This window comes from Amycolatopsis eburnea (assembly GCF_003937945.1).
Lineage (GTDB): Bacteria > Actinomycetota > Actinomycetes > Mycobacteriales > Pseudonocardiaceae > Amycolatopsis > Amycolatopsis eburnea.
This window is the reverse complement of the sequence record NZ_RSEC01000046.1, coordinates 197,039-222,651: the sequence shown is the minus strand read 5'-3', so window position 1 is coordinate 222,651 and position 25,613 is coordinate 197,039. Positions and strand designations below refer to the sequence as shown.

Annotated in this window: 22 protein-coding genes; 19 read left to right on the top strand and 3 right to left on the bottom strand. The window is 73.1% G+C overall.

Annotated elements, in window-relative coordinates:
- Nucleotides 1-184: 184 nt before the first annotated feature.
- The 7 genes from EIY87_RS20290 (at nt 185) to EIY87_RS20260 (ending at nt 7,227) form a co-directional block, all read left to right on the top strand.
- Nucleotides 185-448: a hypothetical protein gene (locus EIY87_RS20290; RefSeq protein WP_125310481.1), complete on the top strand. Its 264-nt coding sequence runs from the start codon at nt 185-187 to the stop codon at nt 446-448.
- 13 nt (nt 449-461) lie between these two features.
- Nucleotides 462-3,482: a helix-turn-helix transcriptional regulator gene (locus tag EIY87_RS20285; protein ID WP_125310478.1), complete on the top strand. Its 3,021-nt coding sequence runs from the start codon at nt 462-464 to the stop codon at nt 3,480-3,482.
- Between the two features lie 32 nt (nt 3,483-3,514).
- The gene (locus EIY87_RS20280; RefSeq protein ID WP_125310476.1) at nt 3,515-3,793 is read left to right on the top strand and encodes a hypothetical protein; all 279 of its coding nucleotides are present in this window, start codon (nt 3,515-3,517) and stop codon (nt 3,791-3,793) included.
- Between the two features lie 89 nt (nt 3,794-3,882).
- Nucleotides 3,883-4,740 carry a 3-hydroxyacyl-CoA dehydrogenase family protein gene (locus tag EIY87_RS20275; RefSeq protein ID WP_125310474.1) on the top strand — a complete coding sequence of 286 codons (858 nt, stop codon included), beginning with the start codon at nt 3,883-3,885 and terminating at the stop codon, nt 4,738-4,740.
- Entirely contained in the window at nt 4,741-5,016 is a 276-nt protein-coding gene (locus tag EIY87_RS20270) for an acyl carrier protein (protein WP_125310472.1), read from the top strand.
- On the top strand, nt 5,009-6,130 hold the full coding sequence (locus EIY87_RS20265) for an acyl-CoA dehydrogenase family protein (RefSeq protein ID WP_125310469.1): 1,122 nt from the start codon (nt 5,009-5,011) through the stop codon (nt 6,128-6,130). The genes EIY87_RS20270 and EIY87_RS20265 overlap by 8 nt, the downstream gene beginning before the upstream one ends.
- A gap of 26 nt (nt 6,131-6,156) precedes the next feature.
- A complete protein-coding gene (locus EIY87_RS20260; RefSeq protein WP_125310896.1) occupies nt 6,157-7,227 on the top strand; it encodes an HAD-IIIC family phosphatase in 1,071 nt (356 codons plus the stop codon).
- 208 nt (nt 7,228-7,435) lie between these two features.
- Here EIY87_RS20260 and EIY87_RS20255 read toward each other — a convergent pair whose 3' ends face one another.
- On the bottom strand, nt 7,436-8,101 hold the full coding sequence (locus EIY87_RS20255) for an O-methyltransferase (protein WP_125310467.1): 666 nt from the start codon (nt 8,099-8,101) through the stop codon (nt 7,436-7,438).
- A gap of 40 nt (nt 8,102-8,141) precedes the next feature.
- On the bottom strand, nt 8,142-9,062 hold the full coding sequence (locus tag EIY87_RS20250) for a DUF742 domain-containing protein (protein WP_125310465.1): 921 nt from the start codon (nt 9,060-9,062) through the stop codon (nt 8,142-8,144).
- A gap of 460 nt (nt 9,063-9,522) precedes the next feature.
- Between EIY87_RS20250 and EIY87_RS20245 the strand changes: the two genes are divergently transcribed.
- The 11 genes from EIY87_RS20245 (at nt 9,523) to EIY87_RS20195 (ending at nt 22,964) form a co-directional block, all read left to right on the top strand.
- On the top strand, nt 9,523-12,390 hold the full coding sequence (locus EIY87_RS20245; protein ID WP_158641317.1) for an AAA family ATPase: 2,868 nt from the start codon (nt 9,523-9,525) through the stop codon (nt 12,388-12,390).
- 6 nt (nt 12,391-12,396) lie between these two features.
- Nucleotides 12,397-15,207 (top strand): AAA family ATPase, encoded by a 2,811-nt coding sequence (locus tag EIY87_RS20240; RefSeq protein ID WP_125310460.1) that lies wholly within the window; start codon nt 12,397-12,399, stop codon nt 15,205-15,207.
- A 371-nt stretch (nt 15,208-15,578) separates the two neighbouring features.
- Nucleotides 15,579-16,271 (top strand): helix-turn-helix transcriptional regulator, encoded by a 693-nt coding sequence (locus tag EIY87_RS20235; protein ID WP_225439951.1) that lies wholly within the window; start codon nt 15,579-15,581, stop codon nt 16,269-16,271.
- Nucleotides 16,272-16,287: 16 nt separating this feature from the next.
- A complete protein-coding gene (locus EIY87_RS20230) occupies nt 16,288-16,557 on the top strand; it encodes a hypothetical protein (RefSeq protein WP_125310892.1) in 270 nt (89 codons plus the stop codon).
- 272 nt (nt 16,558-16,829) lie between these two features.
- Nucleotides 16,830-17,765: a 1-phosphofructokinase gene (pfkB, locus tag EIY87_RS20225; RefSeq protein WP_125310458.1), complete on the top strand. Its 936-nt coding sequence runs from the start codon at nt 16,830-16,832 to the stop codon at nt 17,763-17,765.
- Between the two features lie 79 nt (nt 17,766-17,844).
- Entirely contained in the window at nt 17,845-18,957 is a 1,113-nt protein-coding gene (gene mtlA, locus EIY87_RS20220; RefSeq protein ID WP_125310455.1) for a PTS mannitol transporter subunit IICB, read from the top strand.
- Nucleotides 18,958-18,991: 34 nt separating this feature from the next.
- A complete protein-coding gene (locus EIY87_RS20215) occupies nt 18,992-19,300 on the top strand; it encodes a PTS lactose transporter subunit IIB (RefSeq protein WP_125310453.1) in 309 nt (102 codons plus the stop codon).
- Entirely contained in the window at nt 19,290-19,745 is a 456-nt protein-coding gene (locus EIY87_RS20210; protein WP_125310451.1) for a PTS sugar transporter subunit IIA, read from the top strand. Before EIY87_RS20215 ends, EIY87_RS20210 begins: the two co-directional genes overlap by 11 nt.
- Nucleotides 19,742-20,797, top strand: a complete 1,056-nt coding sequence (locus EIY87_RS20205; RefSeq protein ID WP_125310448.1) for a zinc-dependent dehydrogenase — start codon at nt 19,742-19,744, stop codon at nt 20,795-20,797. The genes EIY87_RS20210 and EIY87_RS20205 overlap by 4 nt, the downstream gene beginning before the upstream one ends.
- A gap of 34 nt (nt 20,798-20,831) precedes the next feature.
- On the top strand, nt 20,832-22,499 hold the full coding sequence (gene ptsP, locus EIY87_RS20200; RefSeq protein ID WP_125310446.1) for a phosphoenolpyruvate--protein phosphotransferase: 1,668 nt from the start codon (nt 20,832-20,834) through the stop codon (nt 22,497-22,499).
- A 180-nt stretch (nt 22,500-22,679) separates the two neighbouring features.
- On the top strand, nt 22,680-22,964 hold the full coding sequence (locus tag EIY87_RS20195; protein ID WP_191984193.1) for an HPr family phosphocarrier protein: 285 nt from the start codon (nt 22,680-22,682) through the stop codon (nt 22,962-22,964).
- 258 nt (nt 22,965-23,222) lie between these two features.
- Here the strand turns inward: EIY87_RS20195 and EIY87_RS20190 are convergent, their stop codons facing one another.
- Nucleotides 23,223-24,278 (bottom strand): DegT/DnrJ/EryC1/StrS family aminotransferase, encoded by a 1,056-nt coding sequence (locus EIY87_RS20190; protein ID WP_125310441.1) that lies wholly within the window; start codon nt 24,276-24,278, stop codon nt 23,223-23,225.
- A gap of 195 nt (nt 24,279-24,473) precedes the next feature.
- Here EIY87_RS20190 and EIY87_RS20185 point away from each other — a divergent pair, with 195 nt between their 5' ends.
- A complete protein-coding gene (locus EIY87_RS20185; RefSeq protein WP_125310439.1) occupies nt 24,474-25,505 on the top strand; it encodes a GDP-mannose 4,6-dehydratase in 1,032 nt (343 codons plus the stop codon).
- Nucleotides 25,506-25,613: the final 108 nt, after the last annotated feature.

The following is a 25,613-nucleotide window of genomic DNA, read 5'->3' as shown; positions in this document are numbered from 1 at the left end:
GCGGGTCAGGTCCGTCAGTGAACCCCGGCCCGGGCCACGGATTCCTTAGTGTTGCCGCTCACACGCCGCGCCCCCGGTGTCTTGGCGGCCGCGGAATCCGCCGAGGTTCGGGGTTTTCCGGGTCGGCGGCCACCTACCGTCGGCGGGGCACGCGATCGGCCGTGCCCCGACGGGAGGAGTCCTGATGACCGCTGACGCGCTCACCGCCGCCCGGCGCAAGGCGACCGAGCTGCGCCGGGCCATCCAGTCGCTGCACCGGATCCACGGGGACACCCCGCCGATGCGGCGGCTGATGAGCGACCTCGGCTGGATCGAGAGCGGGCTGGGCGAGCTGCCCGCCACGCCGCTCGCGGCCGCCGAGCGGGTGCTCGTGCCGGACACGCCGTACGCCAGGGAAATGTGGCACGGCGCCGACGACGAGGGGCTGGGCGGCCGCCGCCTTCCGTGAAAGCAGGGTGAGGATGGCGGAGGTGACGGCGGTCGCCGGGCGCGTGGTCGGCCGGCGGCGGGAGCTGGAGGTCCTCGGTTCGGCGTTCGCCAACGCGCGGGCCGGTTCGGCGACCCTGGTGCGGGTGCGCGGGGCGACCGGCACCGGCAAGACGGCGGTGCTGGCGGAGTTCGCGCGGTCGGTCGGCGACCGCGCGGTCGTGCTGTCGGAGACGTGCCGCCGGCCGGGCGGCGGGAGCACCGGGCGGGCCGCCGAAGGGCTGCTGCCGGACGCCGGGAGCCGGTACGGCATGCCGGTGCCCGTGCTGTCGCGGCGGCTGGGCCGCCGGCTGGCGGACCTGACCGTGGCCGGGCCCGTCGTCGTCCTGCTCGACGACTTCCACCACTGCGACGAGGCCTCCGTCCGGGTGCTGGCCCACCAGGCGCACCGGGGCGCGGAACAGCCCCTGCTCGTCGTGGTCGCGCAGCGCCCGGCCGGCCAGCCGCTGTGGCCGCCGATGACGCTGCCGCCCGGCGACGTCGCGACCGTCGACCTCGCGGCCTTCACCGAACCCGAAGTCGCCGAAGTGGCCGCCGCGTGGTGGTCCGAGGCGCCGGGTCCCGGCTTCGCCCGCGAGCTGTCCGCGCTGACCGGCGGCAACCCCGCCGTGCTCGGCGAAGTCTGCGCCGCCTTGCACCTGGAAGGGCTCGCCCCCGACGAGCAGGCGCTGGCGCGGGCCCGCGTGCTCGCCCCGGGTGCCCGCGCGCGGCTGGTCGAGCGGGTCCTCGCCGGCCGCCCGCCGCACGTGCGGCACGTCGCCGAGGCGGTGGCCGTGTTCGGCGCGCCCGACGTGGAGCTGGTCGCCCTGCTCGGCGGCGTGCCCGAACCGCTCGTCGCCGACGCGCTCGGGGTCCTGGCCGCCGAAGGGCTGCTGCCCGACGGGAAGCTCGCGGTCCGCGACGCGGTGCTGGCCGGCGTGCCGGAACGGCGGCTCGGCCCGCTGCGGCTGACCGCGGCCCGGCTGCTCAACGACCGCGGCCGGCCGCCCGAGGACGTCGGAGCGCACCTGCTCGGCCGCCGGCTGCTGCCCGAGCGGTGGATGCGGGACGTGCTCGCCGAGGCCGCGCGCACTGCGGAACGGTCGGGCCGCCCGCACGACGCGGCCCGGTACCTCGGGGTGCTCGTCGCCGACCGGCCCCAGGACATGCTGGTGCGGATCGAGTTCGCCCGCCTGGTCGGCGTGCGCGACCCCCTGGCCGCGTACGCGACGCTCGCCGGGATGGCCGAACAGGCCGAAGACGTCCGCAGCCGGGCCCGGATCTCCTTGCAGCTGGCCATCGCCGCGCTGTCGGCCCGCGAACCGCAGGAGGCGACGCGGCTGCTGACCGGCGCGCTCGAGCAGCTCGACGCCGATCGCGCCGGGGACGCCGATCATGCCGGGGACGCCGATCATGCCGGGGGCGGCGACCGCGCAGACCGCGCTGGGGGTGCCGACCGCGGCGATCGCGGTGACCGAGCCGGGGGTGCCGATCGCGCCGGGGGCGGCGACCGCGCTGGGGGTGCCGATCGCGCTGGGGGCGGCGACCGCGCTGGAGGCGCAGGCCGCGGCGATCGCGCCGACCGAGCCGAGGGCGGCCACCGCGCTGGGGGTGCCGACCGCGTCGGGGGTGCCGACTGCGCCGGGGGCGCCGACCGCGCCGACCGCGTCGGCGACGCCGACCGCGGCCTGCGGACCGAGCTGGAGGCCGCGCTGCTGGCCGTCGCCTTCGAACAGCCGGGCTCGCTGGACCTCGTCGCCGGGCGGCTGTCCGCGATGTCCGCGCTGACCGGCCAGACCCCGGCCGAGGTCGGTGTGCTGGCGCTGGCGGCGGTGGCGCACCTGATCCGCGGCACCGACCGGGACCTCGCCGTCTCCTGCGCGCGCCGGGCCCTCGAACGTCCGGAACCGCCGGTGCGGTGGGCCTGTTCGCTGGCCGCCTACGTCCTGTTCGCCGCCGACGAGGTCGACGAAGCACTGCACGCGCTGGGCGGTCTGTCGCCCGGCCCGGTGCGCGACGGCACCGGCTGGGCGGAAGTCGTGGCGCTGACCGCGCATTCGTGGCTCACCTGCGGCGCGGGCGACCTGTCCCGCGCGCTTTCGGACGCGACGGCGGCCGTGCGCGCCGCCGAGCGCGACGACCGCGCCGAGCTGGCGACCGCGCCCCTGGTCGCCCAGGCGCTGGTTCTGCTGCAGCAGGGCGACATCGACGGTGCCGCCGCGGCGATGACGCGTGCCGACCGGGCCGGGCCCGACGGGTCGGTGCTCCGCTTCCCGTTCCACCTGCTCGCGCGGGGACGGCTCGCCGAGGCCCGCGGCGACCTGGACGGGGCACTGGCGCACCTGCGCCGGTGCGGTGCCGCTCTTCGTGCCGAAGGCGGCGCCAACCCGCTGTTCGTCCCGTGGTGGCTCGACGGCGCCCGCGTGCTCGTCCGGCTGGGACGGCGGGGCGAAGCCGCGGAACTCGTGGCGCACGGCGAAGAACTGGCCCGTGCCTGGGGATCGGCGTCGGCGCGCGGGCTGGCGTTGCTGGGCCGCGGCCTGGTGGCCGAAGGCGACGCGGCCGTCGACGGGCTCACCGCGGCGGCCGAGGTGCTCGGCACGACGGCGGCGTCCTGGTACCTCGCTGAAGCGGAAACCGCGCTGGGGCAAGCACTCCTGCGCGCCGGTGACCACCAGGGCGCGCGCCGGGCCTTCCGGGCGGCCGTGGACCTCTCGGTGCGGTCGGGGTTCTGGAGCCGGGCCGAGGAGGCGCAGGCCGGGGTGACCGCGGCCGGCGGGCGCAACTACCCGGTCACCGGCAGCGTGACCGACGTGCTGACGCTGGGGGAGCGGCGGGTCGGCGAGCTCGCCGCGACCGGCGCCACCAACCGGGCCATCGCCGACGCGCTCCAGCTCGCCGTGCGGACCGTCGAGATCCACCTGACGAGCGTCTACCGCAAGCTGGGCGTGACCGGCCGCACCCAGCTGCAGGAGCGGTTCCCCGGCGGCCTGCTCGCGCCGGAACCGGCGCTGTGACCGGTGACACGGGGAAAACACGGGGGAGTGCCATGCGTCCGGTACCCGGGCTGGCGGTGATCGTCGACGACACCGGCGTGCTCGAAATGGTGCTGCCCACGGGCGAACACCGCGTGCTCGCCAGCGGTCTCGGCGCGGCGATGTGGATCGCGCTGGCCCAGCACGACTGGGATCCCGCCGCTGCGGCGCTCGCGCTCGCGCCCACGTGCGACCTCGAACCGGCCGAGCTGGCCGGTTCCCTGCGCGCGTGGATGGGCGACCTGGCCGCCCTCGGCGTGCTGAGCACCGACGCGGCCGACGGAAAACCCTAGATATGCGCGCTGTTCGTTGACCCGTACCACCGCGGTGGCCGACGCTCGCAGGCGCACAAGGGAAAAATCCCGAGACTCAGGGAGGCGCGGTGGGCGGGCAGGCGCAGGATCGGCCGGCCGTGATCGGCGGCGGGGTGATGGGCTCGGCCATCACGGCGATGGCGCTGGGACACGGGGTTCCGGTCACCCTGGTCGAAATCGACGGCGAAGCGGTGGAACTGGCGAAGCGGCGGGTGGCGCAGCAACTGCGGCACGCCCGGCTGATGGGCGCGTTCCCCGATGTCCCCGAAGGCGAACTGACCGCGACGACCGGCCTGGCCGCGGCGCGGGACGCGACCGCGGTCGTCGAAGCGATCGTCGAAGACGACAAGGTCAAGGCCGCGGTGCTCGGCGAGCTTTCGGCGCTGGTCGCACCGGGAACCCCCTTGATCACCAACACTTCCGGCATCCCGGTCGACGAACTCGCCGAAGCGGTCGAGCGGCCCGCGGACCTGCTGGCGACGCACTTCATGAACCCGGCGTACCTCATTCCCAACGTCGAGGTCGTCCGCGGCCCGCGCACCGGGCAGTCCACTCTGGACGCGGTGCTGGGCCTGCTGGAACGGCTGAGCCGCAAGCCGATCGTCGTGCGGGACTCGCCGGGGTTCGTCACCAGCAGGCTGCTGCACCCCATGATCAACGACGCCGCGCGCGTGGTCGAAGCAGGCACCGCGTCGGTGGAAGCGGTCGACGAGCTGATGCAGGGCTGCCTCGGTCACCCGACCGGCCCGCTGCGCACCGCCGACCTGATCGGACTGGACAACCTCGCGGACGCGCTGCGGGCGCTCGCCGAACGCACCGGCGACCCGCGGCACGCGCCGTGCGCGCTGCTGCGGTCCAAAGTGGCCGACGGCCACCTCGGCCGGAAATCCGGCCGGGGCTTTTACGAGTACGGGAAGGTGTTCTGAGTGAACGACGTCTCCACCACCGCAACCCCGGCGCGCACGCCGGAGGCCGTCACGCGGGAGATCCGCGAGTTCCTGGCCGGGCGCGTCAAGCAGGACGTCCCGGTCGACCAGGACCTCTTCCGCACCGGCCTGGTCTCGTCGATGTTCGCCATGGAGCTGGTCGTGTTCCTCGAGCAGACCTACGGCATCGCCATCGTCGGCCCGGACCTCAAGCTGGACAACTTCCGCACCGTCGAGGGCATGACCTCGCTCGTGGGACGTCTGCTCGATGAGTGACAACCCCCTGGAAGCGGCCGCCGCCGAGCTGACCGCGCGGGTCGGGGACCGGGCGGCGGCCTGGGACGTCGACGGGCTGCTGCCCGAGGACCTGTTGCGCGCGCTGGGCGCCCGAGGCCTGCTGTGCGCCGAAGTGCCCGCCGAATACGGCGGGCTCGGCGCAAGTAGCCTCCACAGTGGACGGTTCACCGCGCACGCCGGTTCGCTGTGCAGCTCCCTGCGCAGCGTGATGACGTCGCAGGGCATGGCGGCCTGGACCATCCAGCGCTTCGGCGACCGCGCCCAGCGGGCGGCCTACCTCGGCCGGCTCACCTCCGGCGACCTGGCCGCGGTGGCGTTCAGCGAACCCGCGGCGGGCAGCGACCTGTCGTCGGTGGCCACCACCGTCCGCGCCGACGGCGACGACGTCGTGGTCAACGGCGAGAAGGTCTGGATCACCGCGGCGGCGTACGCGGACCTGATCGTGGTCGTCGGCGAGCTCGACGGCCTCGGCACGGCGGTCGTGGTGCCCTCGACCGCCGAGGGCGTCACGATCGAGCGCGTCCCGCACCCCAGCGGGTGCCGCGCCGCCGGCCACTCGACCGTCCGGCTCCGCGACGTCCGGCTGCCGCGCTCGGCGGTCCTCGGCGGCGGCGGGGTCGAGCTGTCCATGCTCATCACGACCGCGCTCGCCTACGGCCGGATCTCGGTCGCGTGGGGCTGCGTCGGCATCCTGCGGGCCTGCCTGGCCGCGGCAGGCGCGCACGCGGCGAACCGGCACCAGGGCGGCGTCGCGCTGGCCGACCGCCAGCTCGTCGCCCGGCACCTGGCCGACCTGTACGCCGACGAGCAGGCCGCGACCCGCGTGTGCGAGCACGCCAGCCGCGCCTGGGACGGGCGCTCACCCGAAATGGTCGTCGCGACCGTGCTGGCCAAGTACGTCAGCTCGACGGCGGCGGCCCGCGGCTCGGGCGCGGCGGTGCAGGTGCTGGCGTCGGCCGCGGCCCAGGACGGCCACGTGGTCGCCCGGGCGCACCGCGACGCGAAGCTGATGGAACTCATCGAAGGCAGCAACGAGATCTGCCAGCTCATCCTGGCGGGGCACACCCGTGTCCTCGTGAATACCGGCGACTGAGGAGGATTCCGGTGGCAAGCACGACCATGGTCAAGTGCCTGGTGTGGGACCTCGACGAAACCCTGTGGAACGGCACGCTGCTCGAAGACGGCGCGGTCGAGGTCGCGGACGAGATCCGCCAGCTCGTGAAGACCCTCGACGCGCGCGGCATCCTGCAGTCGGTCGCGAGCAAGAACGACCACGAGCACGCCTGGGCGCGGCTGGAGGAACTGGGCCTCGCGGAGTACTTCGTGCTGCCGCAGATCGGCTGGCACGCGAAGTCGCAGTCGGTCAAGGCGATCGCCGACGAGCTGAAGTTCGCCCTCGAGACGATCGCCTTCGTCGACGACCGCGACAGCGAGCTGGCCGAGGTGACCTACCACCACCCGCAGGTGCGCACCTACCGCGCGGCGGACGTGCTGGAGCTGGCGAACCTGCCGGAGTTCAGCCCGGAGACGGTCACCGTCGACTCCCGCCGGCGGCGCCAGATGTACCAGGCGTCCTTCCGCCGCCAGGAGGCCCAGGCCGGGTTCGCCGGGCCGGACGAGGACTTCCTGCGCTCGCTGGACCTGCGGATGACGATCCTCCCCGCCACCGACACCGAGCTGTCCCGGGTGGAGGAGCTGACCCGGCGCACGAGCCAGATGAACGCCACCGGCATCCACTACTCCGACGAGAAGCTGCGCGCCCTGCTGGACGACCCGGCGCACCGCGTGCTGGTGGTCAGCATGCGCGACCGCTTCGGCCCGCACGGCGCGGTCGGGGTGATCCTGCTGGAGACGTTCGAGGAGTTCTGGCACCTGAAGCTGCTGGCGACGTCGTGCCGCGTGGTGTCGTTCGGCGCGGGCTCGATCATCCTGCGCTGGCTGGCCAACCAGGCGGCCGCCGCGGACGCGCACCTGGTCGCCGACTTCCGGGCGACCGACCGCAACCGGATGATGGAGATCGCCTACCGCTTCGCGGGTTTCGCCGACGACGCGTGCGCGTGCACGGCCGTGCTGCCCTCGGGCGAGGTCCCGGGCCTGCAGCGGCTGCACCTGGAGCCGGTGCCGCAGGAGGAGCCCACGACGGTGACCCTGGTGGCGCCCGACCTCGGCGAGCCGGTCGGGGTCCGCTGAGGAAGTCGCGAAGAAGGCCCGCTCCCGGTTCGGGGGCGGGCCTTGCTCGTGGGGTTTTCTCACCAGCGGCTGCGCTCGCGTCTTGAATGACTCATTCAGGTCTTCGGAGGTCCTGAATGAGTCATTCAAGACGTCACCACCCACTGCGATGCCGCCGATCGGTGCGACTGGGTCGCGAGGCAACGCGGGCGGGCGGTGCCGGGGCGCTTCAGCTCGCCTTGCGGATGAGCGTGATGCCGTCGGCCATCGGCAGCAGCGACATCTCCACGCGCGGGTCGTCGCGCACGAAGCGGTTGAACTCGCGGATGGCGACCGTGTCGGGGTCCTGCGCCGCGGGATCGGTGACGCGCCCGAAGAAGAGGGTGTTGTCGACCACGATGAGCCCGTCGGGGGCCAGCAGCCCGAGCGCGGCCTCGTAGTAGGCGGCGTACCCGACCTTGTCGGCGTCGATGAAGACCAGGTCGACCGTGCCCGGCCCGTACTCGTAGAAGAGGGCGTCGAGCACTTGCGTGGCGGGATCGATCCGCAGGTCGATCCGGTCTTCGACGCCGGCCCGCCGCCAGTAGGGCCGCCCGAACGCCGGCCACCGGTCGGTGACGTCGCAGGTGATGAGCAGCCCGGAGGCGGGCAGCGCCCGGGCCATGCAGAGGGAGCTGTAGCCGGTGAAGGTGCCGACCTCCACCACCAGGCGCGCCCGGGTGAGCTTGACCAGCAGCGCGAGCAGCCGGCCTTCTTCCGCGGACACCTGCATCGCCGCGCCCATGGGCAGCGAGGCCGTCTCGTCGCGCAGTTCGCGCAGGATCTCGTCCTCGGCTTGCGAATGCTCGCTCACGTAGCCGAGCACGTCGGAGGACGCCAGTAGTTGGGTCGCCATGGCGGAAGCCTAGGTTCGCCGGATCCTGGAAGTGTCTAGTTCACAGCCGCAGCAATCCCTGGTGCACGCGCTGGAGGAGGGCGAGTGGCGGCCGCCCTTCCCGGAGGTCCGCGACGTCCGCGACGAGCAGGCCGCTGTCGATGCCGCGCTGGACGAGGGTGCGGGTGGCGTCGAGCGATTGGCGGAGGTAGGCGGAGACCTCGGCGATCGAGGTGGGGATCTGGCACATCCGGCAGAGCGCGTTCAGGTCCGGATCGAGAGTCCCGGCGGCGCGGTGGCGGCCGGTGGCGAAGAGCATGACCTCTGGGGGCAGGACGTGGCGGGGTTGCGGGGGAGGGGGCGTGCTGCCGCGGACGTAGGGGCGGGGGCGGTCCCGGGTCGTGCGGGGGTCTTCGGGGCGGGTGCCGAGGGTCGCGGACCGGCGGCCACGGGTGCGGTCGTCGCCGGTGGGGTCGGCGGGCTTGCCGGGGCGTGGGTCGGCGGTGGGAGAGGCGTGCGTGCCGCGGCTTGGTTCGCTGGTGGTTTCGCGGCGGCCGGTTCGGTGCGTGTCGGTGCCGGGCTCGCGGTTGCCGGGGCGTGGGTCGGTGGTGGGGGAGGCGTGCGTGCCGCGGCTTGGTTCGCTGGTGGTTTCGCGGGGGCCGGTCCGGTGCGTGTCGGTGCCGGGCTCGCGGTCGGCGGTGCGTGGGTCGGTGGTGGGGGAGGCGTGCGTGCCGCGGCTTGCGTCGCCGGGGGTTTCGCGGGGGCCGGTCCGGTGCGTGTCGGTGCCGGGCTCGCGGTCGCCGGTGCGGTTCGGGCCACCGCCGTCGCCGGTTCGGCGTCGGCCCGCGCCGCGGGCGGCGGCGGTCTCGCCGCGACCGGTGTCGATGTCGCCGGTCCGGTTTGGACCACCGCCCTCGCCGGTTCGGCGCCTCCCTGTGCCGCGAGCGGTGGTGGGTTCACCGCGGTGAGAGGCGGCGGTCATGCGGGTCGCGTCGCCTGCGGCTTCGTGGGAGCCGGTGCCGGGCTCGCGGTCCTCGGTGCGGCTCGCACCCGGGGCCGAGTTGGGTTTGGGTGTGAATCCATGCGCTGCCCACACCTCGTAGTCGCCCCACCCGCCGAACGACAGGGCGGCTGATCCGAGCTTCGCGCGGCGGCGATCGTGGGAGTTTTTCATGTTCGCGGCCTCGAAACCGGTCGGACGGGGTGTCGGGTCACCTTCACCCACGGCACCGGCGGGGTGTCAAGTCACTTTGCCTTAATGTAGGGATTTCTGGGTCTTCGTGGGTAGTGCGTTGTCGGGAGGGGCCAACCGCAGACAAAACGAAGGTGCTGGACTTGTTAAACCAACATTGGGCGCCTTAGGCTGGAGAGCCACGTCACCCACCGGCACACCGCCGGCGGCGTGACGGCAAGGAGCCGCTGTGGGGCGGAGGGTGATAGTGGTGCCCGGACCAGGGAGTGCCGGATCGGCGTGGCCGGTCGCGCCTGTCCTGCCCACCGAAGGCTCCGCCGTCCCCGCGCCGGTGCTGACCGTTCCGTGGCTCGGGGAGCGGGACGACCGCTCGCGCCGCACCGCCGAAACGCCGCTGGTCGAACGGGAAGACGAGATCGCCGTGCTGCGCCGCGGGATTCGCGGGGTGCTGGCCGGGCGGTCCGGGCAGGTGACCGTCGTCGGGCCGCGCGGGGCGGGGCGCAGCGCGCTGCTCGCCGCCGCCGTGCGGGAAGCCAGGGTCGCCGGCGTGATCACCGCCTTCGCCTCCTGTTCGCCCGGGGAATCGGCCGTGCACCGCGGCGTCATCAACCGGCTGTTCGCCGACATCGCCGACGCCGACTGCCGGCTCGACGGCGGGCCGCGCTCCTGCGGCCGCGCCTCGGCCGAGCGGTCGATCCCGACCCTGTGCGGTGATTTCGTGGGCGTCGCCAGCCAGGGGCCGCTGCTGATCGCCGTCGACGACGCCCAGTGGGCCGACCCCGGTTCCAAAGCCTGGCTCGAAGCCATGGAACACCGGCTGCAGCAGGCACCGATGCTGCTGGTGCGGTCCGTGCTCGCCACCGGGGAGCACGCGGCCGTGCCCGGCGGGGACACCGTCGCCGTCCGGCTGCTCAGCGAAGACGGCCTGCGGCAGCTGGTCGCCGACCGCTTCCCCGGCAGCCTGCCCGACCCGCGCTTCACCACGGGCCTGCACGGCCTCACCGGCGGGCGGCCCGCGCTCGTCGCGCCGGTGCTCGAACGGCTCGCCGCCGCCGGGGGCGAGCCGGTGGCCGGGCACCTGCCCGCCGTCAGCGCGCACCTCGCCGACGTCCGCGCCGCCGAGCTGGCCGTGTCCATCGCCGCGCTGCCCGCCGACGCGCTGGCCCTGCTGCGCGCCATCGCGGTGTGCCGCGGGCTGCTCGACTTCGACCTCGTGACGAACCTGGCCGGCCCGCTCGCCGGCCGCGTCGGCGACGCGCTGCGCCAGCTGGTCGGGTTCGGCCTGGTGCGGGACGGCGCGCCGACGCGCATCGCCGACGGCACCACCGCCGACGCCGCCCTCGGCACGCTGAGCGCGGCCGGCCGCGGCGAGCTCGCGAACCGGTGCGTCGAACTGGCCTACCGCGCGGCGGTGCCGGACGATCAGCTCGCCGAGCTGCTCGCCCAGGTGCGCCCGGTCGGCGCGTCGTGGGCGGTCGCGACGCTGCGCCGGGCCGCGGAACGGCGCCGGGTGCTCGGGGACGACGCGGGCGCGGCCCGGTTGCTCGGCCGGGCGCTGCGCGAGCCGGTCAGCCCGGCCGAACGCCGGAAGCTGATGCTGGGCCTCGCGCTGGCCGAGGTCGCCGACGAACCGGAGCTGAGCGACCAGCGCCTGCAGCGCGTCCTGCTCGACACCGGCCCGGAGGTCTCCGGCGCGGTGCTGCTCGAGGCGGCCGACCACCTGCTCGCCCGCGGCGACACCCGCACCGCGCACCGGGTGATCGCCGCGACCTGCCGGCGCCGCAGCGGGTTCGAGGCGGGGACGTCCGCGCTGGCCGCGCTCGGCAGGCTGGCGCAGGAGGACTGCGCGGCCGGCCCGGTGGTCCCGGCGCCCGCCTTCGACGTGCCGCGCGCGGAACCCGGGGACACCGACCCGGTGCGCGCGGCGACGACCGCGGTCGAACTCGCCCGCCGCGGCCGGGAACCCGGCCGGGCGCGGGACCTCGCCCGGCTCGCGCTCGAACCGCGCGCGAACCTGCCGCACAGCCTGCGCCTGGGTGCCGCGTGGGTGCTGCTGTGCGCCGACGAGCTTTCCGAGGCGGTGCTCGGCCTCACCGACGTCCACCAGGACGCGGTCCGGGCCGGGGCCCGCGCGGTCGCGGCGAACGCGGTGCTGCTGCGGGCGCGCTGCGAACTGCGCCGCGGCAACCTCGGCCAGGCGCAGGCGGATCTCGAAGCCGCGGTGGCGCGGCTGCCCGAACGCGCCTGGCACCCGCGGGCGCTGCCCGGCCTGCGGGCCGTGCGCGCGGAAGCGGCACTGGCCGCGATGCGGCTCGACGAAGCCGAACGCGCGGTGGGCCCGGTGCTCCCGCCCGGTGCCGACGACGGGCTGGCCGCCGGGTACCTGCTGCTGCAACGCGGCCGCGTGCACCTGGCCAAGGGCGACGCGCGGGCCGCGCTCGAAGCGTTCCGCGCGGCCGGCCGCGGCACCACCGGACGGCGCGAAGGCAACCCCGTCGACCTGCCCTGGCGGACCGGCGCGGCGCTGGCACTCGCCCGCTCCGGCTCCGACGGCGCCGCCGAACTGGCGCGGGAAGCGTTGGCACGCGCGGAAACCTGGGGCGTGCCGGGCGCGCGCGGGGCCACGAGCCTGCGCCTGGCCGACGTCTTCACCGGCGGCGAGCGCCGGGCGCACCTGGAACGCGCGGTCCTGCTGCTGGAAGGGACCGCCCGGCGCGTCGACTTCCTCACCGCCGTCACCGAACTCGCCGCCGCGCGCCTCGACGACGGGGACGTCGCCGAGGCGACCGCCCTGATCGGGCGGGTGGCGACGCTGCGGCCGCAGCTGCTGCCGGCCGGGCTCGCGGAGAAGATCCGCGACGTCTCCGGCCGGCTGGCCCGCCGCGGGCCGGACGCCGCCGCGCGGCCCGCCGCCGGCCCCGCGGGCGCACTGTCCGAACAGGAGGCCCGGATCGCCGCGCTCGCCGCCGCGGGCCGGACCAACCCGGAGATCGCGCGGGCGCTGCAGCTGAGCAGCCGCTTGGTGGAGCTGCGCCTGACCCGGATCTACCGCAAGCTGACCGTGACCGGCCGGGGGCAGCTCGCCGAGCTGATGAGCCCCGGCTCCGCAGCGAGTTGATGGCCGGTGCTGCTGGAGCGAGACGCCGAACGAGCCGCGATCGCGACCGCGCTGAACGCGGCCGCGGGCGGGGACGGTTCCGTGCTGCTGGTCAGCGGCCCGGCCGGCAGCGGGAAGTCCGCGCTGCTGCGGGACACCACGGCGGCGGCGTTCGGCGCGGGCGCGCGGGTGCTGCGCGCGGACGCCACCCGGCTCGAAGAGGACTTCGCGTTCGGCATCGCCCAGCAGCTGTGCCGCCCGGTGCTCGTCGCGGCCGGCGAAGCCGAGCGGGACCGGTGGTTCCAGGGCGCGTCCGAGCAGATCCTGCGCGCCCTGACCGAAGAACGGCTCATCACCGACGGCCACGAGCACTACCTGCCCACCGAAGCCGTCCTCTATGGACTGCACACGGTCGTGCACGCGATGTCCCACGACGACCTGGTCGTGGTGATCGTCGACGACCTGCAGTGGGCCGACCAGGGATCGCTGCGCCTGCTGGGCTACCTCGCCAAGCGGCTGAGCGGGTCGCGGATCCTGCTCGCGCTGGCGCTGGCCGACGAGTGCGAGGCGCCGAAGTACCCGCTGGTGCACGAACTGGTGACCGCGGCCGCGCGGATCGTCGTGCCCGCACCGCTTTCGCGGTCCGCGGTCGCGTCGATGGCGGAGGTCGCGTTCGGCGAACGCGCCGAGGAACCCTTCACCGCGATGCTGCACGAGGTTTCCCGCGGCAACCCGGCCGACGTCGCGACCGTCCTCACCGGACTGGTCGCCGAAGGGCTGCGGCCGGTCGCCGCGCAGACCGCGGCCGCGGAAGCCGAAGCCGTGCGGCTGCTCGACCACCGCGTCCTGATGTCGCTGGGGTCGCAGCCGCCCGCGGTGCTCGCGCTGGCCCGCGCGGTCGCGGTGCTCGGCGACCTCGCCGAGCCCGGGCTCGCCGCCGACCTCGTCGGGCTCGACGACGTCGAGTACTCCGCCGCGGTGCAGCACCTGGAACGGCTGGGCCTGGCCGGCCGCGAGGACGGGCGGATCGGTTTCGTCACCACGAGCGTGCGGGACGGCATCGAGTCCGCGATCCCGGTCGAACTGCGCGAAGACCTCTACCGGCGCGCGGCGAGGCTGCTCTACGAGCACGGCCGCCCGGCCGAGCGGGTGGCCGAGACGCTGATGAAGGTCGGCATCGCCGAAGACCCCTGGGAAGTGCGGATCCTCAGCTCGGCCGCGGGCAGCGTGCTGGAGCGCGGGGCCGGCGAACTCGCGGCGCGCTACCTGCGCCGGGCCTTGCTGAACACCGCGCCCGACAGCGAAGAACGCGGCAGGCTGCTCGTCGAGCTCGCCGCCGCGGAACGGGGTTTCGACCTGGTCGCCGCCGCACGGCACCTGTCGCAGGCGTTGTCGCTGCTGCCGCCCGGGCCGCAGCAGGCGGAAGCGGCGCTGTGGATCCCGCCCGCGTTCGCCGCGGCGGCGCCGAACGTCGGCGCGGCCGTGCGCGCCGCCGTCGAACCCGTGCTGCGCGAAGGGGAACCGGCGGAGCTGGCGCTGCGGGCCGAAGCCCGGACCTGGTACCCGGGCATCGGGCAGCCCGGCCGGGGCGAGGCCGCGCTGGCCCGCCTCACCGAACTCGAGCTCACCGAGCGCCTGGACACCCCGGCCGGCCGGGAGCTCGCCGTGGTGCTGCTGCACTCCGCGGTGCTGTCCGGCAGCGTGCCGGTCGACGACGTCGAGACCGTCCTCAAGCGACTGGTCAGCGAAGAGCCGCTCGACCCGCGGCACGCCTACACGTCCTTGCCGCTGCTGGTGTCCACCGCGGTCCTCGCCGACGGCGCCGCCGTGCTCGAGCCCGCGCTGACCGCGGCCGCGCAGGCGGCGCAGGAGCACTGGCCGGACACCGCGCCGCTGATCGCCGCCGAGCTCGCGGAAGTCAAGCTGGCGCAAGGGGAGCTGGCCAAGGCGCGGCGGATCGCGCTGGGCGTCCTGGAGGGCACCGACCACGAAGCCTGGCCGGACGCGCTCGCCCGGTCGGTCACCACCCTCGCCCAGATCGCTTTGGAGACGCAGGATCCCGAGCTCGGCGAACGCCTGCTGGGCACGCCGATGGACGGCACCGACCACCGCGTGTTCGCCGCGCGGCGGCTGACCCGCGGGATGATCGACCTGGTCCGCGGCGACCCGGCGACGGCGCTGGGACGGTTCCTCGACTGCGGGCGGCGCCTGGAACGCGAAGGCTGGGTCACCACTCCCCAGTACCCGTGGCGGATCTGGGCGGCGCTGGTGCGCCAGCGGCTCGGCGACCTCGCCGCGGCCCAGGCGCACGCGGCCGAAGAGGACCAGTTCGCGCAAGCCTGGGGCACCCCGCTGAGCGTCGGGCGTTCCCTGCGCCTGCAGGGGATGCTGACCGGCGGCGCGGACGGCATCGCGCTGCTGCAGGAGGCGGCGGGCATCCTGCGCGAGTCGGAGAACGTCGTCGAGCGCGCCCGCACCGCCGTCGTACTGGGTGCCCGGCTGCTCGACGCCGGCCTGCCCGACGCCGAAGAACTGCTGGCGGAGGGCCGGGAACTGGTCAAGGCGATCGGCGCGTCCTGGTTGGACGGCACCGGCGAAACCGAGCTGAACGGCCCCGTGCTGCGGTTTTCCGGCGACAGCCTGGGAAACCTCACCAAAACCGAAGCCGCGGTCGCGCGGCTCGTCGTCCAGGGCTGGACGAACCAGCGGATCGCCGACTCCCTCGGCGTCACCCGGCGCGCGGTGGAGAAGAACCTCACCGGCACCTACCGCAAGCTCGAGGTCAGCGGCCGCGCCGAGCTCATCGAGCGGCTCGGCGCGCTCGACCAGGAGAGCTGATTCCCCTTGCCGCACCCCGAACCCCGCACTCCGCGTGCGGGGTTCGGTACGCGGGTGCGGTGCGGGGTGCGGGGGTACGGACCCCCGGATCGCCGGATTTCCCAGGTCAGGAGCCAAAAGGGCAGCGCGGTTGCCCGCCTGTGCCCGGGTTCGGTACCGCACCGCACCGCACGGCGGTCCGTACCTCCGTACCCCCACCGCCCCCGCACCACAGTGTTAAGACCGGGTGTCCGGATTGTGTTGCCCGGGATAATCAAGCGTGCATAACATGATCTGCATCACCCCGGAGACACGGCTCACCCAGTGACTCGCAGCCGTCGGCCTTCTCGCCCCCGGGGCTTCAGCTTCCAGCCGGAGAAAGGAATGCCTTCATGAGTGCGGACGTTGCGGATCTGGCTGTGGGTGCCGAAGTGGCCGTGGTCGTGGACCGGGCCGCCCGGACCGCCCCCCGCAAGCCCGCGCTGCGGGCGATCACCCCCGAGATGTGCATGGTGAACCTCGACCACCGGTTGCGGATCGTGTCGGCCAGCATGGAGTTCTTCCGCGTCTTCGAGCGCAGCTCGGACGCGGTGACCGGCACCGGTCTCTGCGACCTGCTGCACCCCAGCGTGCGGAGCAAGGTCGAGAACCAGCTGCGGCTGCTGGCCCGCGGTGAGCGCAGCCGGTTCGTCGAGCGGATCCTGGTGATGCGCGAGAACGGCACGACGCTTTCGGGCGAGTTCATCGGCTCGACGGTGCACGGCGTCGGCGACCGGCTCGACAGCCTGACGGTCGTGTTCCGGCCGGACAAGAACGAGCGCGGCAACCAGGTGGCCTGCAGCAAGAAGAAGATCCTGTCCGAGATCGACGCCCGCATCCTCGAAGGCGTCGCCTCCGGGGTCTCCACGATCCAGCTCGCGGCCAACCTCTACATGAGCCGCGGCGGCGTGGAGTACCACGTGACGACGCTGCTGCGGAAGATGAAGGTGAAGAACCGGCCGGCGCTGATCTCGAAGGCCTACTCCATGGGCATCTTCGGGGTCGGGTCGTGGCCTCCCCGCGCGCTGCCGGACTTCGTGCGGTGACGGGGCCGTGGCCGCGATGGGTGCGACGAAGCTCCCGGACGAACTGACCCACCGGGCATTGGCGATGCTGCGCGCGGTCGCGGCCGGCCGCGCGGAAATCGCGTGCAGCTGCGAGCCCGACCTCTACATCGACGGGCTGGTGTGCTGCGACCAGTACACCGCCCACGAGCTCGCGCACCGCGGCCTGCTGGCCCCGGCGCGGCCGGGCCGGGTGGGGCAGCGGGTGCGGGCCCGGCTGACGCGAGCGGGAGCCGCGGCGCTCGGGACGGTGGGCGAAGCGGCGTGACGTGCGGAAACAGCTTGGCGGGCCGGGTGACCTTCGGAGAACCGGAGGGCGACCCGGCCCGCTTTGTCGGGTTCGCCGACGGGGCCGTTGATATGGCTTTGTGTTGGTTTTCTGCCACGCGGTGTGGTCGACGTTCTTCCTGGCCACAGCGCAAAGATCAGGTGCTTCCGAAGATAACGGTTGAACTTCCGGTGAAGTTGGGTCTTGCAAACGCAGATGAACACAGGCAATATCAACCAAATCAACGAGGACCCCGGCGGAGGTGTGCTGAAGTGTTCGTGACCCTGACGGCGAACCCGAGTGTGGACCGGACGATCGAGGTCGACCGGCTCATCCGGGGCGAGCTGCACCGGGCTACGGGTGCGCGTGTCCAGCCGGGAGGCAAGGGCATCAACGTCGCACGCGCGCTCGTGCGCAACGGGCTCAAGGCCCGTGCGGTCGTCCCGGCCGGCGGCGCCGACGGCGACCACCTGATCAGCCTGCTGCACGACTACAACATCGACGTGGTCCGGGTACCGACCGCGGAACCCGTGCGCAGCAACATCAGCGTGGTCGAACCGGACGCGACCGTCACCAAGGTGAACGAGAGCGGACCGCACCTTTCCGGTGCGGAACTGGAAACCCTGTGCGACACCCTGATGTCCCACGTGGCCGACGCGGAATGGGTGGTGGCGGCGGGAAGCCTGCCACCCGGTGCCGGTGAAGACTTCTACGCCGACCTGATCGCGCGCCTGGCCACCACCGGCGCCAAGGTCGTCGTGGACACCAGCGGCCCGGCGTTCCGGACGTCGGTCAAGGCCGGGCCGGCGCTGGTCAAGCCGAACCTCGACGAGCTCGAGGAAGCGGTCGGCAGGCAGCTGGACACCGTGCGGGACGTCGTCGACGCCGCACAGGAACTCCGCGCGCTCGGCGCGGGCACGGTTCTCGCCAGCCTCGGCAGCAAGGGTGCCGTGCTGGTGGAGGAAGCGGGGGTCTGGTGCGCCAACGCATCGGCCGAACCGCGCAGCTCGGTCGGTGCCGGCGACGCGATGCTCGCCGGTTTCCTGGCGGCAGGGGGGAGTGGCCCGCAGGCGCTGGCCACAGCCGTCGCCTGGGGAGCGGCAGCAGTGTCGCTGCCCGGAAGCACGATGCCGGGTCCCGAAGACGTGGGGGCGCGTCGAGTGCGGGTGGACCCGCGTCCGGAGTGGGACGAGAAGGTGCGCGAGTAGCGCGCCGGCCCGGACCGCTCACCGCCATCCCCGGATGGCGATCCCTCCCCAACCCCTTTCCCAGAAAAGGAAGCCAACGATGACTACCACTGCGGAGCGCGAAGAGGAAGCCACTCCGTCGAGGGCGGAACGCGCGCGGGTCGGCATCCAGCGGTTCGGCGGGCACCTCGCCGGCATGGTCATGCCGAACATCGGCGCGTTCATCGCCTGGGGCCTGATCACCGCGCTGTTCATCCCGAGCGGGTGGACGCCGAACGCGCACATCGCCGAGCTCGTCGACCCGATGATCAACTTCCTGCTGCCGGTGCTGATCGGCTACACCGGCGGCCGGATGGTCCACGGCCAGCGCGGTGCGGTCGTCGGCGCGGTCGCGACGGTCGGCATCGCGGTCGGCGCGTCGATCCCGATGTTCCTCGGCGCGATGATCGTGGGCCCGCTGGGCGGCTTCCTGATCAAGCTGTGGGACGAGAAGGTCGGCAGCAAGACCGCGCCGGGCTTCAAGATGCTGGTCGACAACTTCAGCGCCGGCATCATCGGCGGCGCGATGGCGGTGCTGGGCATGCTGGGCATCGGCCCGGTCGTGCAGGGCATCACCAAGGCGCTCGGCAACGGTGTGCAGGGCCTGATCGACGCGCACCTGCTGCCCCTGGTCTCGATCATCGTCGAGCCGGCCAAGGTCCTCTTCCTCAACAACGCGATCAACCACGGCGTGCTGAGCCCGCTGGGCGTGGCGGACGCGCTGAAGGACGGCAAGGCGATCGAGTTCCTGATCGAGCCGAACCCCGGCCCCGGCCTCGGCATCCTGCTGGCGCTGACCTTCTTCGGCGCCCGCAGCGCGCGGGCCACCGCCCCGGGCGCGATCGTCATCCAGTTCCTCGGCGGCATCCACGAGATCTACTTCCCGTACATCCTGGCGACCCCGCGGCTGATCCTGGCCGCGATCGCCGGTGGCGCGGCCGGTGTCGCGACGTTCAGCATCTTCAACGCCGGCCTGACCGCCACGCCGTCGCCGGGCAGCATCATCGCGGTCCTCGCGGTGACGCCGAAGGGCGGCTACGTGGGCGTGATCGCCGGTGTCGTGATCGCGGCGGCCGTGTCGTTCATCGTCGCGGCGGTGCTGCTGAAGTTCGGGCGGGACGCCCGCAAGGAAGAACGCGCCGCGGCGATCGCCGCCGGTGGCTCGGTGGCGTGACGATCACCGTCGATCGAAGGAAGGAACCACGAGGATGAGCAGCATCGAAGGCAAGGAAGTCAAGAAGGTCATCATCGCCTGCGACGCCGGCATGGGCAGCAGCGTGATGGTCGCCTCCCAGCTGGCCAAGCGGCTGAAGCCGTACTCGGTCAAGGTCGAGCACACCCCGGTCAACGAGATCCCGGCGGACGCGCAGGTCGTGCTGTGCCAGTCCACTTTGGTCAACCGGGCGCGCAAGGCCGGTACCGGCGCGGTGATCCTGGGCTTCCAGAGCTTCCTCGGCGACCCGGTCTTCGACCGCGTCGAGCAGGCGATCCGGGACGGCGGTTCCCTTGCCGACTGACGCCACCATCCTCGGGCCCGAGTCCGTGCTCATCGGCTGCACCGCCCCCGACCAGGCGGACGCGATCACCCAGGTCGGGAACAAGCTCCTCGAACTGGGGGCGGTGGAGCCGGGGTACCTCGACGCGATGCACGCGCGCGAGAAGTCGGTGTCGACCTACCTCGGCGAGGGCGTCGCGATCCCGCACGGCACCGACGAATCCCGCAAGTTCGTCAAGCGCACCGCGCTGGCGATCCTCCAGTTCCCCGCCGGGGTGGACTGGGACGGCAACGACGTCCGGCTCTGCGTCGGCATCGCGGCCAAGGGTTCGGAGCAGGTCGGGATCCTGTCCTCGCTGGCCCGGATCCTGATGGACTCCGAACAGGTCAAGCAGCTGCGCGAGGCACCGGACGCCGAAACGATCCTGCGACTGTTGAACGAAGTGGACGAGGAGTTTTCCCGATGAAGGTGGCACGTTTCTACGCGCCCGGTGACCTGCGGGTCGAAGACGCGGACGAGCCGAAGCCCGGCCCGGACGAGATCAAGATCCGCGTGCACAACACGTCGACCTGCGGGACCGACCTGAAGATCTTCCGGCACGGGCACCACCACATCGACCCGCCGCGCGTGATCGGCCACGAGATCGCCGGCGAGGTCGTGGAAACCGGCGCGAACACGGCGGGCTGGGCGGCGGGCGACCGCGTGCAGGTCATCGCCGCCATCCCGTGCGGCGAGTGCAAGCAGTGCCGCAAGGGGCTGCAGCAGGTCTGCCCGAACCAGCTGTCGATGGGCTACCACTTCGACGGCGGGTTCGCCGAGTACATGATCGTGCCGAAGCAGGTCCTCAAGGTCGACGGCGTCAACCGGATCCCCGACGGCGTCAGCTACGCCGAGGCCTCGGTCGCCGAGCCGCTCGCGTGTGTCCTCAATGGACAGAACTTCGCGCAGGTCGGCGAGGGCGACGTCGTCGTGGTCGTCGGCGCCGGCCCGATCGGCTGCCTGCACGTGCGGCTGGCCCGTGCCAAGGGCGCGGCCGCGGTCTACCTGGTCGAGCTCAACCGCAACCGGCTGGATCTGGCGGCCGACCTCGTCAAGCCGGACGCCGCGATCTGCGGCAGCGAGGTCGACGTCGTCGAGAAGGTCCTCGAGCTCACCGGCGGCGACGGCGCCGACGTGGTCATCACGGCCGCGGCGGCGGGCAAGGCCCAGGAGGACGCGCTGAAGATGACCGCGCGCCGCGGCCGGATCAGCTTCTTCGGCGGCCTGCCGAAGGACAACCCGATCATCGCGTGCGACTCGAACCTGGTGCACTACCGGGAGCTGACCATCTACGGCGCCAACGGGTCCAGCCCGGACCACAACCGCCAGGCGCTCGAGCTGATCTCCTCGGGCAAGGTCCCGGTCGACGACCTGATCACCCACCACCTGCCGCTGTCGGACGTGCTGAAGGCGATCGACATCGTCAGCAGCGGCGAGGCGATCAAGGTGACGATCGAGCCGGGCACCGTTTCCGCGTAAGCGGTGCGTGCGGACCCTGAGGAGGCGACCAACGGTGGTTGACGAACTGCGCGGCAACCCGGCGAGCCCGGGCGCGGCCGCCGGCCCGGTGGTGCGGCTGACGCCGCCCCCGGTGCTGCCGGAGCACTGGGACGCCCCGGCGGCTCCCGAAGCGGAGCTGGCGGCGGCGACCGAAGCGCTCGACGCGGCGGTGGCGGACCTGGAGAAGCGCGCGGCTTCGGTGTCGGGCGAGTCGAAGTCCATCATGGACACCCAGATCATGATGGCGCAGGACCCGTCGCTGCGGACCGGCATCGCCGACGGGGTGGCCGGCGGCCGTCCCGCGGCCTGGGCCATCCGCGACGCGTTCGGCAAGCACGTGGCCGCGCTGGAGGCCATCGGCGGCTACCTCGGCGAGCGGGCGGCGGACCTGATCGACATCCGCGACCGGGCCATCGCCGCCGCGCTGGGCCTGGCCCAGCCGGGCATCCCGGCGGTGGACGGCGCGTTCGTCCTGGTGGGCCAGGACATCGCGCCGGCCGACACGGTGCTGCTCGACCCGGCGAAGGTGCTCGGCATCGTCACCGAGAAGGGCGGCCCGACCAGCCACACGGCGATCGTCGCCCGCGCACTGGGGATCCCCGCGGTGGTCGGCTGCGCCGGCGCCGCGGGCCTGGCGGACGGGCAGCGGATCGCGGTCGACGGCACCCGCGGCACGGTCGCCGTCGACCCGGACGACGACTACGTCCACCGGATCGAAGCGGAAGCGGCGTCGCTGAAGGAAAAGCTCGCCGCGCACAGCGGTCCCGGCGCCACGGCGGACGGTCACCCGGTCAAGCTGCTGCTCAACGTCGGCAGCGCCGGCGGGGCGGCCTCCGACGCCGCGGCCGACGCCGAAGGGGTCGGGCTGTTCCGCACCGAGTTCCTGTTCCTGGACCGCACGGAAGCCCCGACGGTCGAGGAGCAGCGGGCGGCGTACGGCGAAGTGCTGCGCGGGTTTTCCGGCCGCCAGGTCGTCATCCGCACGCTCGACGCCGGCGCCGACAAGTACATCCCGTTCGCCAACACCGAGGACGAGCCGAACCCGGCCCTGGGTGTACGCGGCTACCGCGTCGGCGTCCGGAACCCGGGCCTGCTCGCCGCGCAGCTGAAGGCGATCAGCCTGGCGGCGGCCGACCACGACGCGGACGTGCGGGTGATGGCGCCGATGATCGCCACCCCGGCGGAGGCGGCGGCGTTCCGGGAACTGGCGCGGGAGCACGGGATCGGCAAGGTCGGCGTGATGATCGAGGTGCCGGCCGCGGCCATCCGGGCGCGGGACATCCTGGCGGAGGTCGACTTCGTCAGCATCGGCACCAACGACCTCTCGCAGTACACCTACGCCGCCGACCGCATGCTCGGCGAGCTGGGCGAGCTGCTGGACCCGTGGCAGCCGGCGCTGCTGGCCCTGGTGGCCAACGTCGCCGCGGCGGCGCAGGAAGCGGGCAAGCCCGCCGGCATCTGCGGCGAGGCGGCGAGCGACCCGGGCCTGGCGCCGGTGTTCGCGGGGCTGGGCATCACGAGCCTGTCGATGTCGGTGTCCGCGGTCCCGGCGGTGCGGGCCGCGTTGAAGGACTACACGGTGGAGCAGTGCCGGATCCTGGCCGGTGAAGTGCTGGGGGCGCCGGACGTGCCGTCGGCGCGGAAGGTCGTCGAAGAGTTCTCGGCCCGGTCGGTCGACTAGCTTTTCCGGTCGCCGAGTCGGCCACTCCGGTCGGCATGGTGGCCGTTCCGGGCGCCGTGACGTCCATCGGGGCGCACCCGGCCACGACCGGAAAGCCCACCTGACCGACCGGAACGGCCACCACAACGTAGATCCAGCAGGATCACGGAAGACCAGCGTTCACGAGATGGGGAAATCCTGATGTCCAGTAGGAAAGTGGTGATCGGCTCGCCCGTCGGGCTGCACGCGCGGCCGGCGAAGCTGCTCGTGGAGCTGGCCGGGCGCCTGCCGGTGCCGGTGAAGATCGGCCGCGACGAGAACCAGCTGGTCGACGCGGCCAGCATCCTCGCGCTGATGGCCCTCGGCGTCCGCGGCGGCGAAGAGGTGCTGGTGACGGCGGAAGGCGAAGGTGCCGAGGACGCGGTGACGCAGGTCGCCGAGCTGCTGGCCCGCGACCTCGATTCGGCGGAACAGGCACCCGCCTGACGCCCCTGTGCGGCCGGGGAGCTTCGTGGACTCACCCGGCCCGCGCCGGCGGGCGCCCGGTGACCCCCAGGCCGGGCCCCGCCGGCCCCTTGCTTCCGGCGGGTCGTCTGCCCCACTGTGCGGGCGGCCCGCCGGAGCCCCACGAACCGAACCGCCCACCTCCCCGGTGGGCGGTTCTTCCGTCTCCCGGCTCGCACTTTCACGTGAAAGTGATCCGGAGGTCCGCCCTCCGTGTCGCTTTCACGTGAAAGCGACGCGTCAGCGGACGCCGTAGAAGTCGCGGACGCGGGTGGCGATGGTGTCCTGGTCCGCTTCGGACAGTCCCGTGTGCGTGGGCAGACACAGGCCGGCGGACGCGAACTTCGCCGCGTTGAGGTCCGTCCACGTGGGACTGAGGTACATCGGCTGGCGGCTCATCGGCGGGAAGAACACCCGCGTCTCGATGCCCGCCGCGGCCAGGTGGGCCTTCAGCTCGTCGCGGTCCTCGGCCAGGAGGTCGTACATCCACAGCACGTCGCGGCCCGGCATCCGCGTGATGCCCGGGATGTCCAGACGCTCGTCATAGCGCTTCTCGATCTGCGACCGCAGCTCCAGGATCTCGTCCAGCCGCTCGACCTGCGCCAGCGCGACGGCCGCCTGCAGGTTCGTCATCCGGAAGTTGTACGCCAGGTTCTTGTGCACGAAGTCGTGCGCCTTGCCGGTCGCGAAGCCGCGCAGGTGCGCCATCTGGGCGGCCAGGCGCGGGTCGCCGGTCAGGCAGATCCCGCCCTCGCCCGCCGTCACGATCTTGTTGGCGTACAGCGAAAAGCACGCGATGTCGCCGACCGGGCGGACGCCGTGCGCCTCCGCGGAGTCCTCGACCACCCGCAGGTTGTACTCGAACGCCAGCTCCATCACGGCGTCCATGTCGCACCGCCGTCCGTGCACGTGGACCGGCATGATCGCCTTGGTGCGCGGCGTGATCGCCGCCTCGGCGAGTGCCGGGTCGATCGTGAGGTCGTCGCGGCAGTCCACGAACACCGGCGTCGCGCCGGTGTAGGTGACCGCCCACGCCGAAGCCACGAAGGTGAACTCGGGCACCAGCACCTCGTCGCCCGGGCCGACGCCCAGCGCGCGCAGGGCCAGCGTCAGCGCCGCCGTTCCCGACGAGCACGCGACGCCGTGCGCGACGCCGTTCCATTCGGCGAAAGCCGCCTCGAACCGCGTCACGAACGGTCCCTGCGCGGAGATCCAGCCCGTGCCGACCGCTTCGGTGACGTAGTCGCTCTCCCGCCCGGTCAGGTACGGCTGGGACACGGGGTAGGCAAAGGCCATCGGTTCCTCGCTCGGCTCGGGGATGGGAGGAAAGCGCCAGAATGGGGCCGCCCGCGACTGGAAAACACCAGTGATCGCCGCGGAACACCGGGATTCTCCAATGTTTTCCCGAGTCGGCGGGGCGTCCAATGGGAGCCGATCAGCGGCAGTCTCGGGAAGCCGTGGGCGCAGCCGGCCGGTGGACGTGGGAGAACCATGACGAAACGAGCATTGATCACGGGCATCACGGGGCAGGACGGCTCCTACCTCGCCGAGTACCTGCTGGGCCTGGGGTACCAGGTGTGGGGCCTGGTGCGCGGCCAGGCCAATCCGCGCAAGCTGCGCGTCAGCAAGCTCGCCACGGAGCTCAGCTTCGTCAACGGCGACCTGCTGGACCAGGCGAGCCTGGTCGCGGCGGTGGACCTGGTGCAGCCGGACGAGGTGTACAACCTCGGCGCGATCTCCTTCGTCCCGATGTCGTGGCAGCAGGCCGAGCTCACTTCCGATGTCAACGGCATGGGCGCGCTGCGGGTGCTCGAAGCGATCCGGATGGTCTGCGGGCTCGACAAGTCGCGGCCCACCACCGGCGGCGGGATCCGCTTCTACCAGGCTTCGTCGTCGGAGATGTTCGGCAAGGCCGCGGAAACCCCGCAGAACGAGCGGACGATCCTGCACCCGCGCAGCCCGTACGGCGTCGCGAAGGCCTACGGCCACTACATCACCCGCAACTACCGCGAGTCGTACGGGATGTTCGGCGTCTCGGGCATCCTGTTCAACCACGAGTCGCCGCGGCGCGGGATGGAGTTCGTCACCCGCAAGATCTCCAGCGCGGTCGCGCGGATCAAGCTGGGGGTGCAGGACGAGCTGCGGCTGGGCAACCTCGACGCGGTCCGCGACTGGGGCTTCGCCGGCGACTACGTCCGCGCGATGCACCTGATGCTGCAGCAGGACGAGCCCGTCGACTACGTCATCGGCACCGGCCGGATGCACACCGTCCGCGAGGCCGCCGAGATCGCGTTCGCCTCCGTCGGGCTCGACTGGCGCGACCACGTCGTGATCGACCCGAGCCTGGTGCGCCCGGCCGAGGTCGAGGTGCTCTGCGCCGACGCGACGCGGGCCCGCACCGAACTCGGCTGGAAGCCGGTCGTGACGTTCGAAGAACTGATGCGGATGATGGTCGAGTCCGACCTGAACCAGACCAGCCGCGAGCTGGACCTCGGTGAGGCGCTGACCGCCGCCGTCTGGTAACCGCTTTCTCCCGCGAGGGAAACCAAGACATTCGCGCCCCGGGCGGCCACACCGCCGGGCGCCGGGTTGCCGGAGCAGCAGCCGTCACCGGGGCGCACCGCTCGCCGT

Excerpts from the sequence above, each read along its gene's own strand:
- EIY87_RS20290 (WP_125310481.1), top strand. The coding sequence starts at position 185 with ATGACCGCTGACGCGCTCACCGCCGCCCGGCGCAAGGCGACCGAGCTG.
- EIY87_RS20285 (WP_125310478.1), top strand. The coding sequence starts at position 462 with ATGGCGGAGGTGACGGCGGTCGCCGGGCGCGTGGTCGGCCGGCGGCGG.
- EIY87_RS20280 (WP_125310476.1), top strand. The coding sequence starts at position 3,515 with ATGCGTCCGGTACCCGGGCTGGCGGTGATCGTCGACGACACCGGCGTG.
- EIY87_RS20265 (WP_125310469.1), top strand. The coding sequence starts at position 5,009 with ATGAGTGACAACCCCCTGGAAGCGGCCGCCGCCGAGCTGACCGCGCGG.
- EIY87_RS20260 (WP_125310896.1), top strand. The coding sequence starts at position 6,157 with ATGGTCAAGTGCCTGGTGTGGGACCTCGACGAAACCCTGTGGAACGGC.
- EIY87_RS20255 (WP_125310467.1), bottom strand. The coding sequence starts at position 8,101 with ATGGCGACCCAACTACTGGCGTCCTCCGACGTGCTCGGCTACGTGAGC.
- EIY87_RS20250 (WP_125310465.1), bottom strand. The coding sequence starts at position 9,062 with ATGACCGCCGCCTCTCACCGCGGTGAACCCACCACCGCTCGCGGCACA.
- EIY87_RS20235 (WP_225439951.1), top strand. The coding sequence starts at position 15,579 with ATGAGTGCGGACGTTGCGGATCTGGCTGTGGGTGCCGAAGTGGCCGTG.
- EIY87_RS20230 (WP_125310892.1), top strand. The coding sequence starts at position 16,288 with ATGGGTGCGACGAAGCTCCCGGACGAACTGACCCACCGGGCATTGGCG.
- mtlA (WP_125310455.1), top strand. The coding sequence starts at position 17,845 with ATGACTACCACTGCGGAGCGCGAAGAGGAAGCCACTCCGTCGAGGGCG.
- EIY87_RS20215 (WP_125310453.1), top strand. The coding sequence starts at position 18,992 with ATGAGCAGCATCGAAGGCAAGGAAGTCAAGAAGGTCATCATCGCCTGC.
- EIY87_RS20205 (WP_125310448.1), top strand. The coding sequence starts at position 19,742 with ATGAAGGTGGCACGTTTCTACGCGCCCGGTGACCTGCGGGTCGAAGAC.
- EIY87_RS20195 (WP_191984193.1), top strand. The coding sequence starts at position 22,680 with ATGTCCAGTAGGAAAGTGGTGATCGGCTCGCCCGTCGGGCTGCACGCG.
- EIY87_RS20190 (WP_125310441.1), bottom strand. The coding sequence starts at position 24,278 with ATGGCCTTTGCCTACCCCGTGTCCCAGCCGTACCTGACCGGGCGGGAG.
- EIY87_RS20185 (WP_125310439.1), top strand. The coding sequence starts at position 24,474 with ATGACGAAACGAGCATTGATCACGGGCATCACGGGGCAGGACGGCTCC.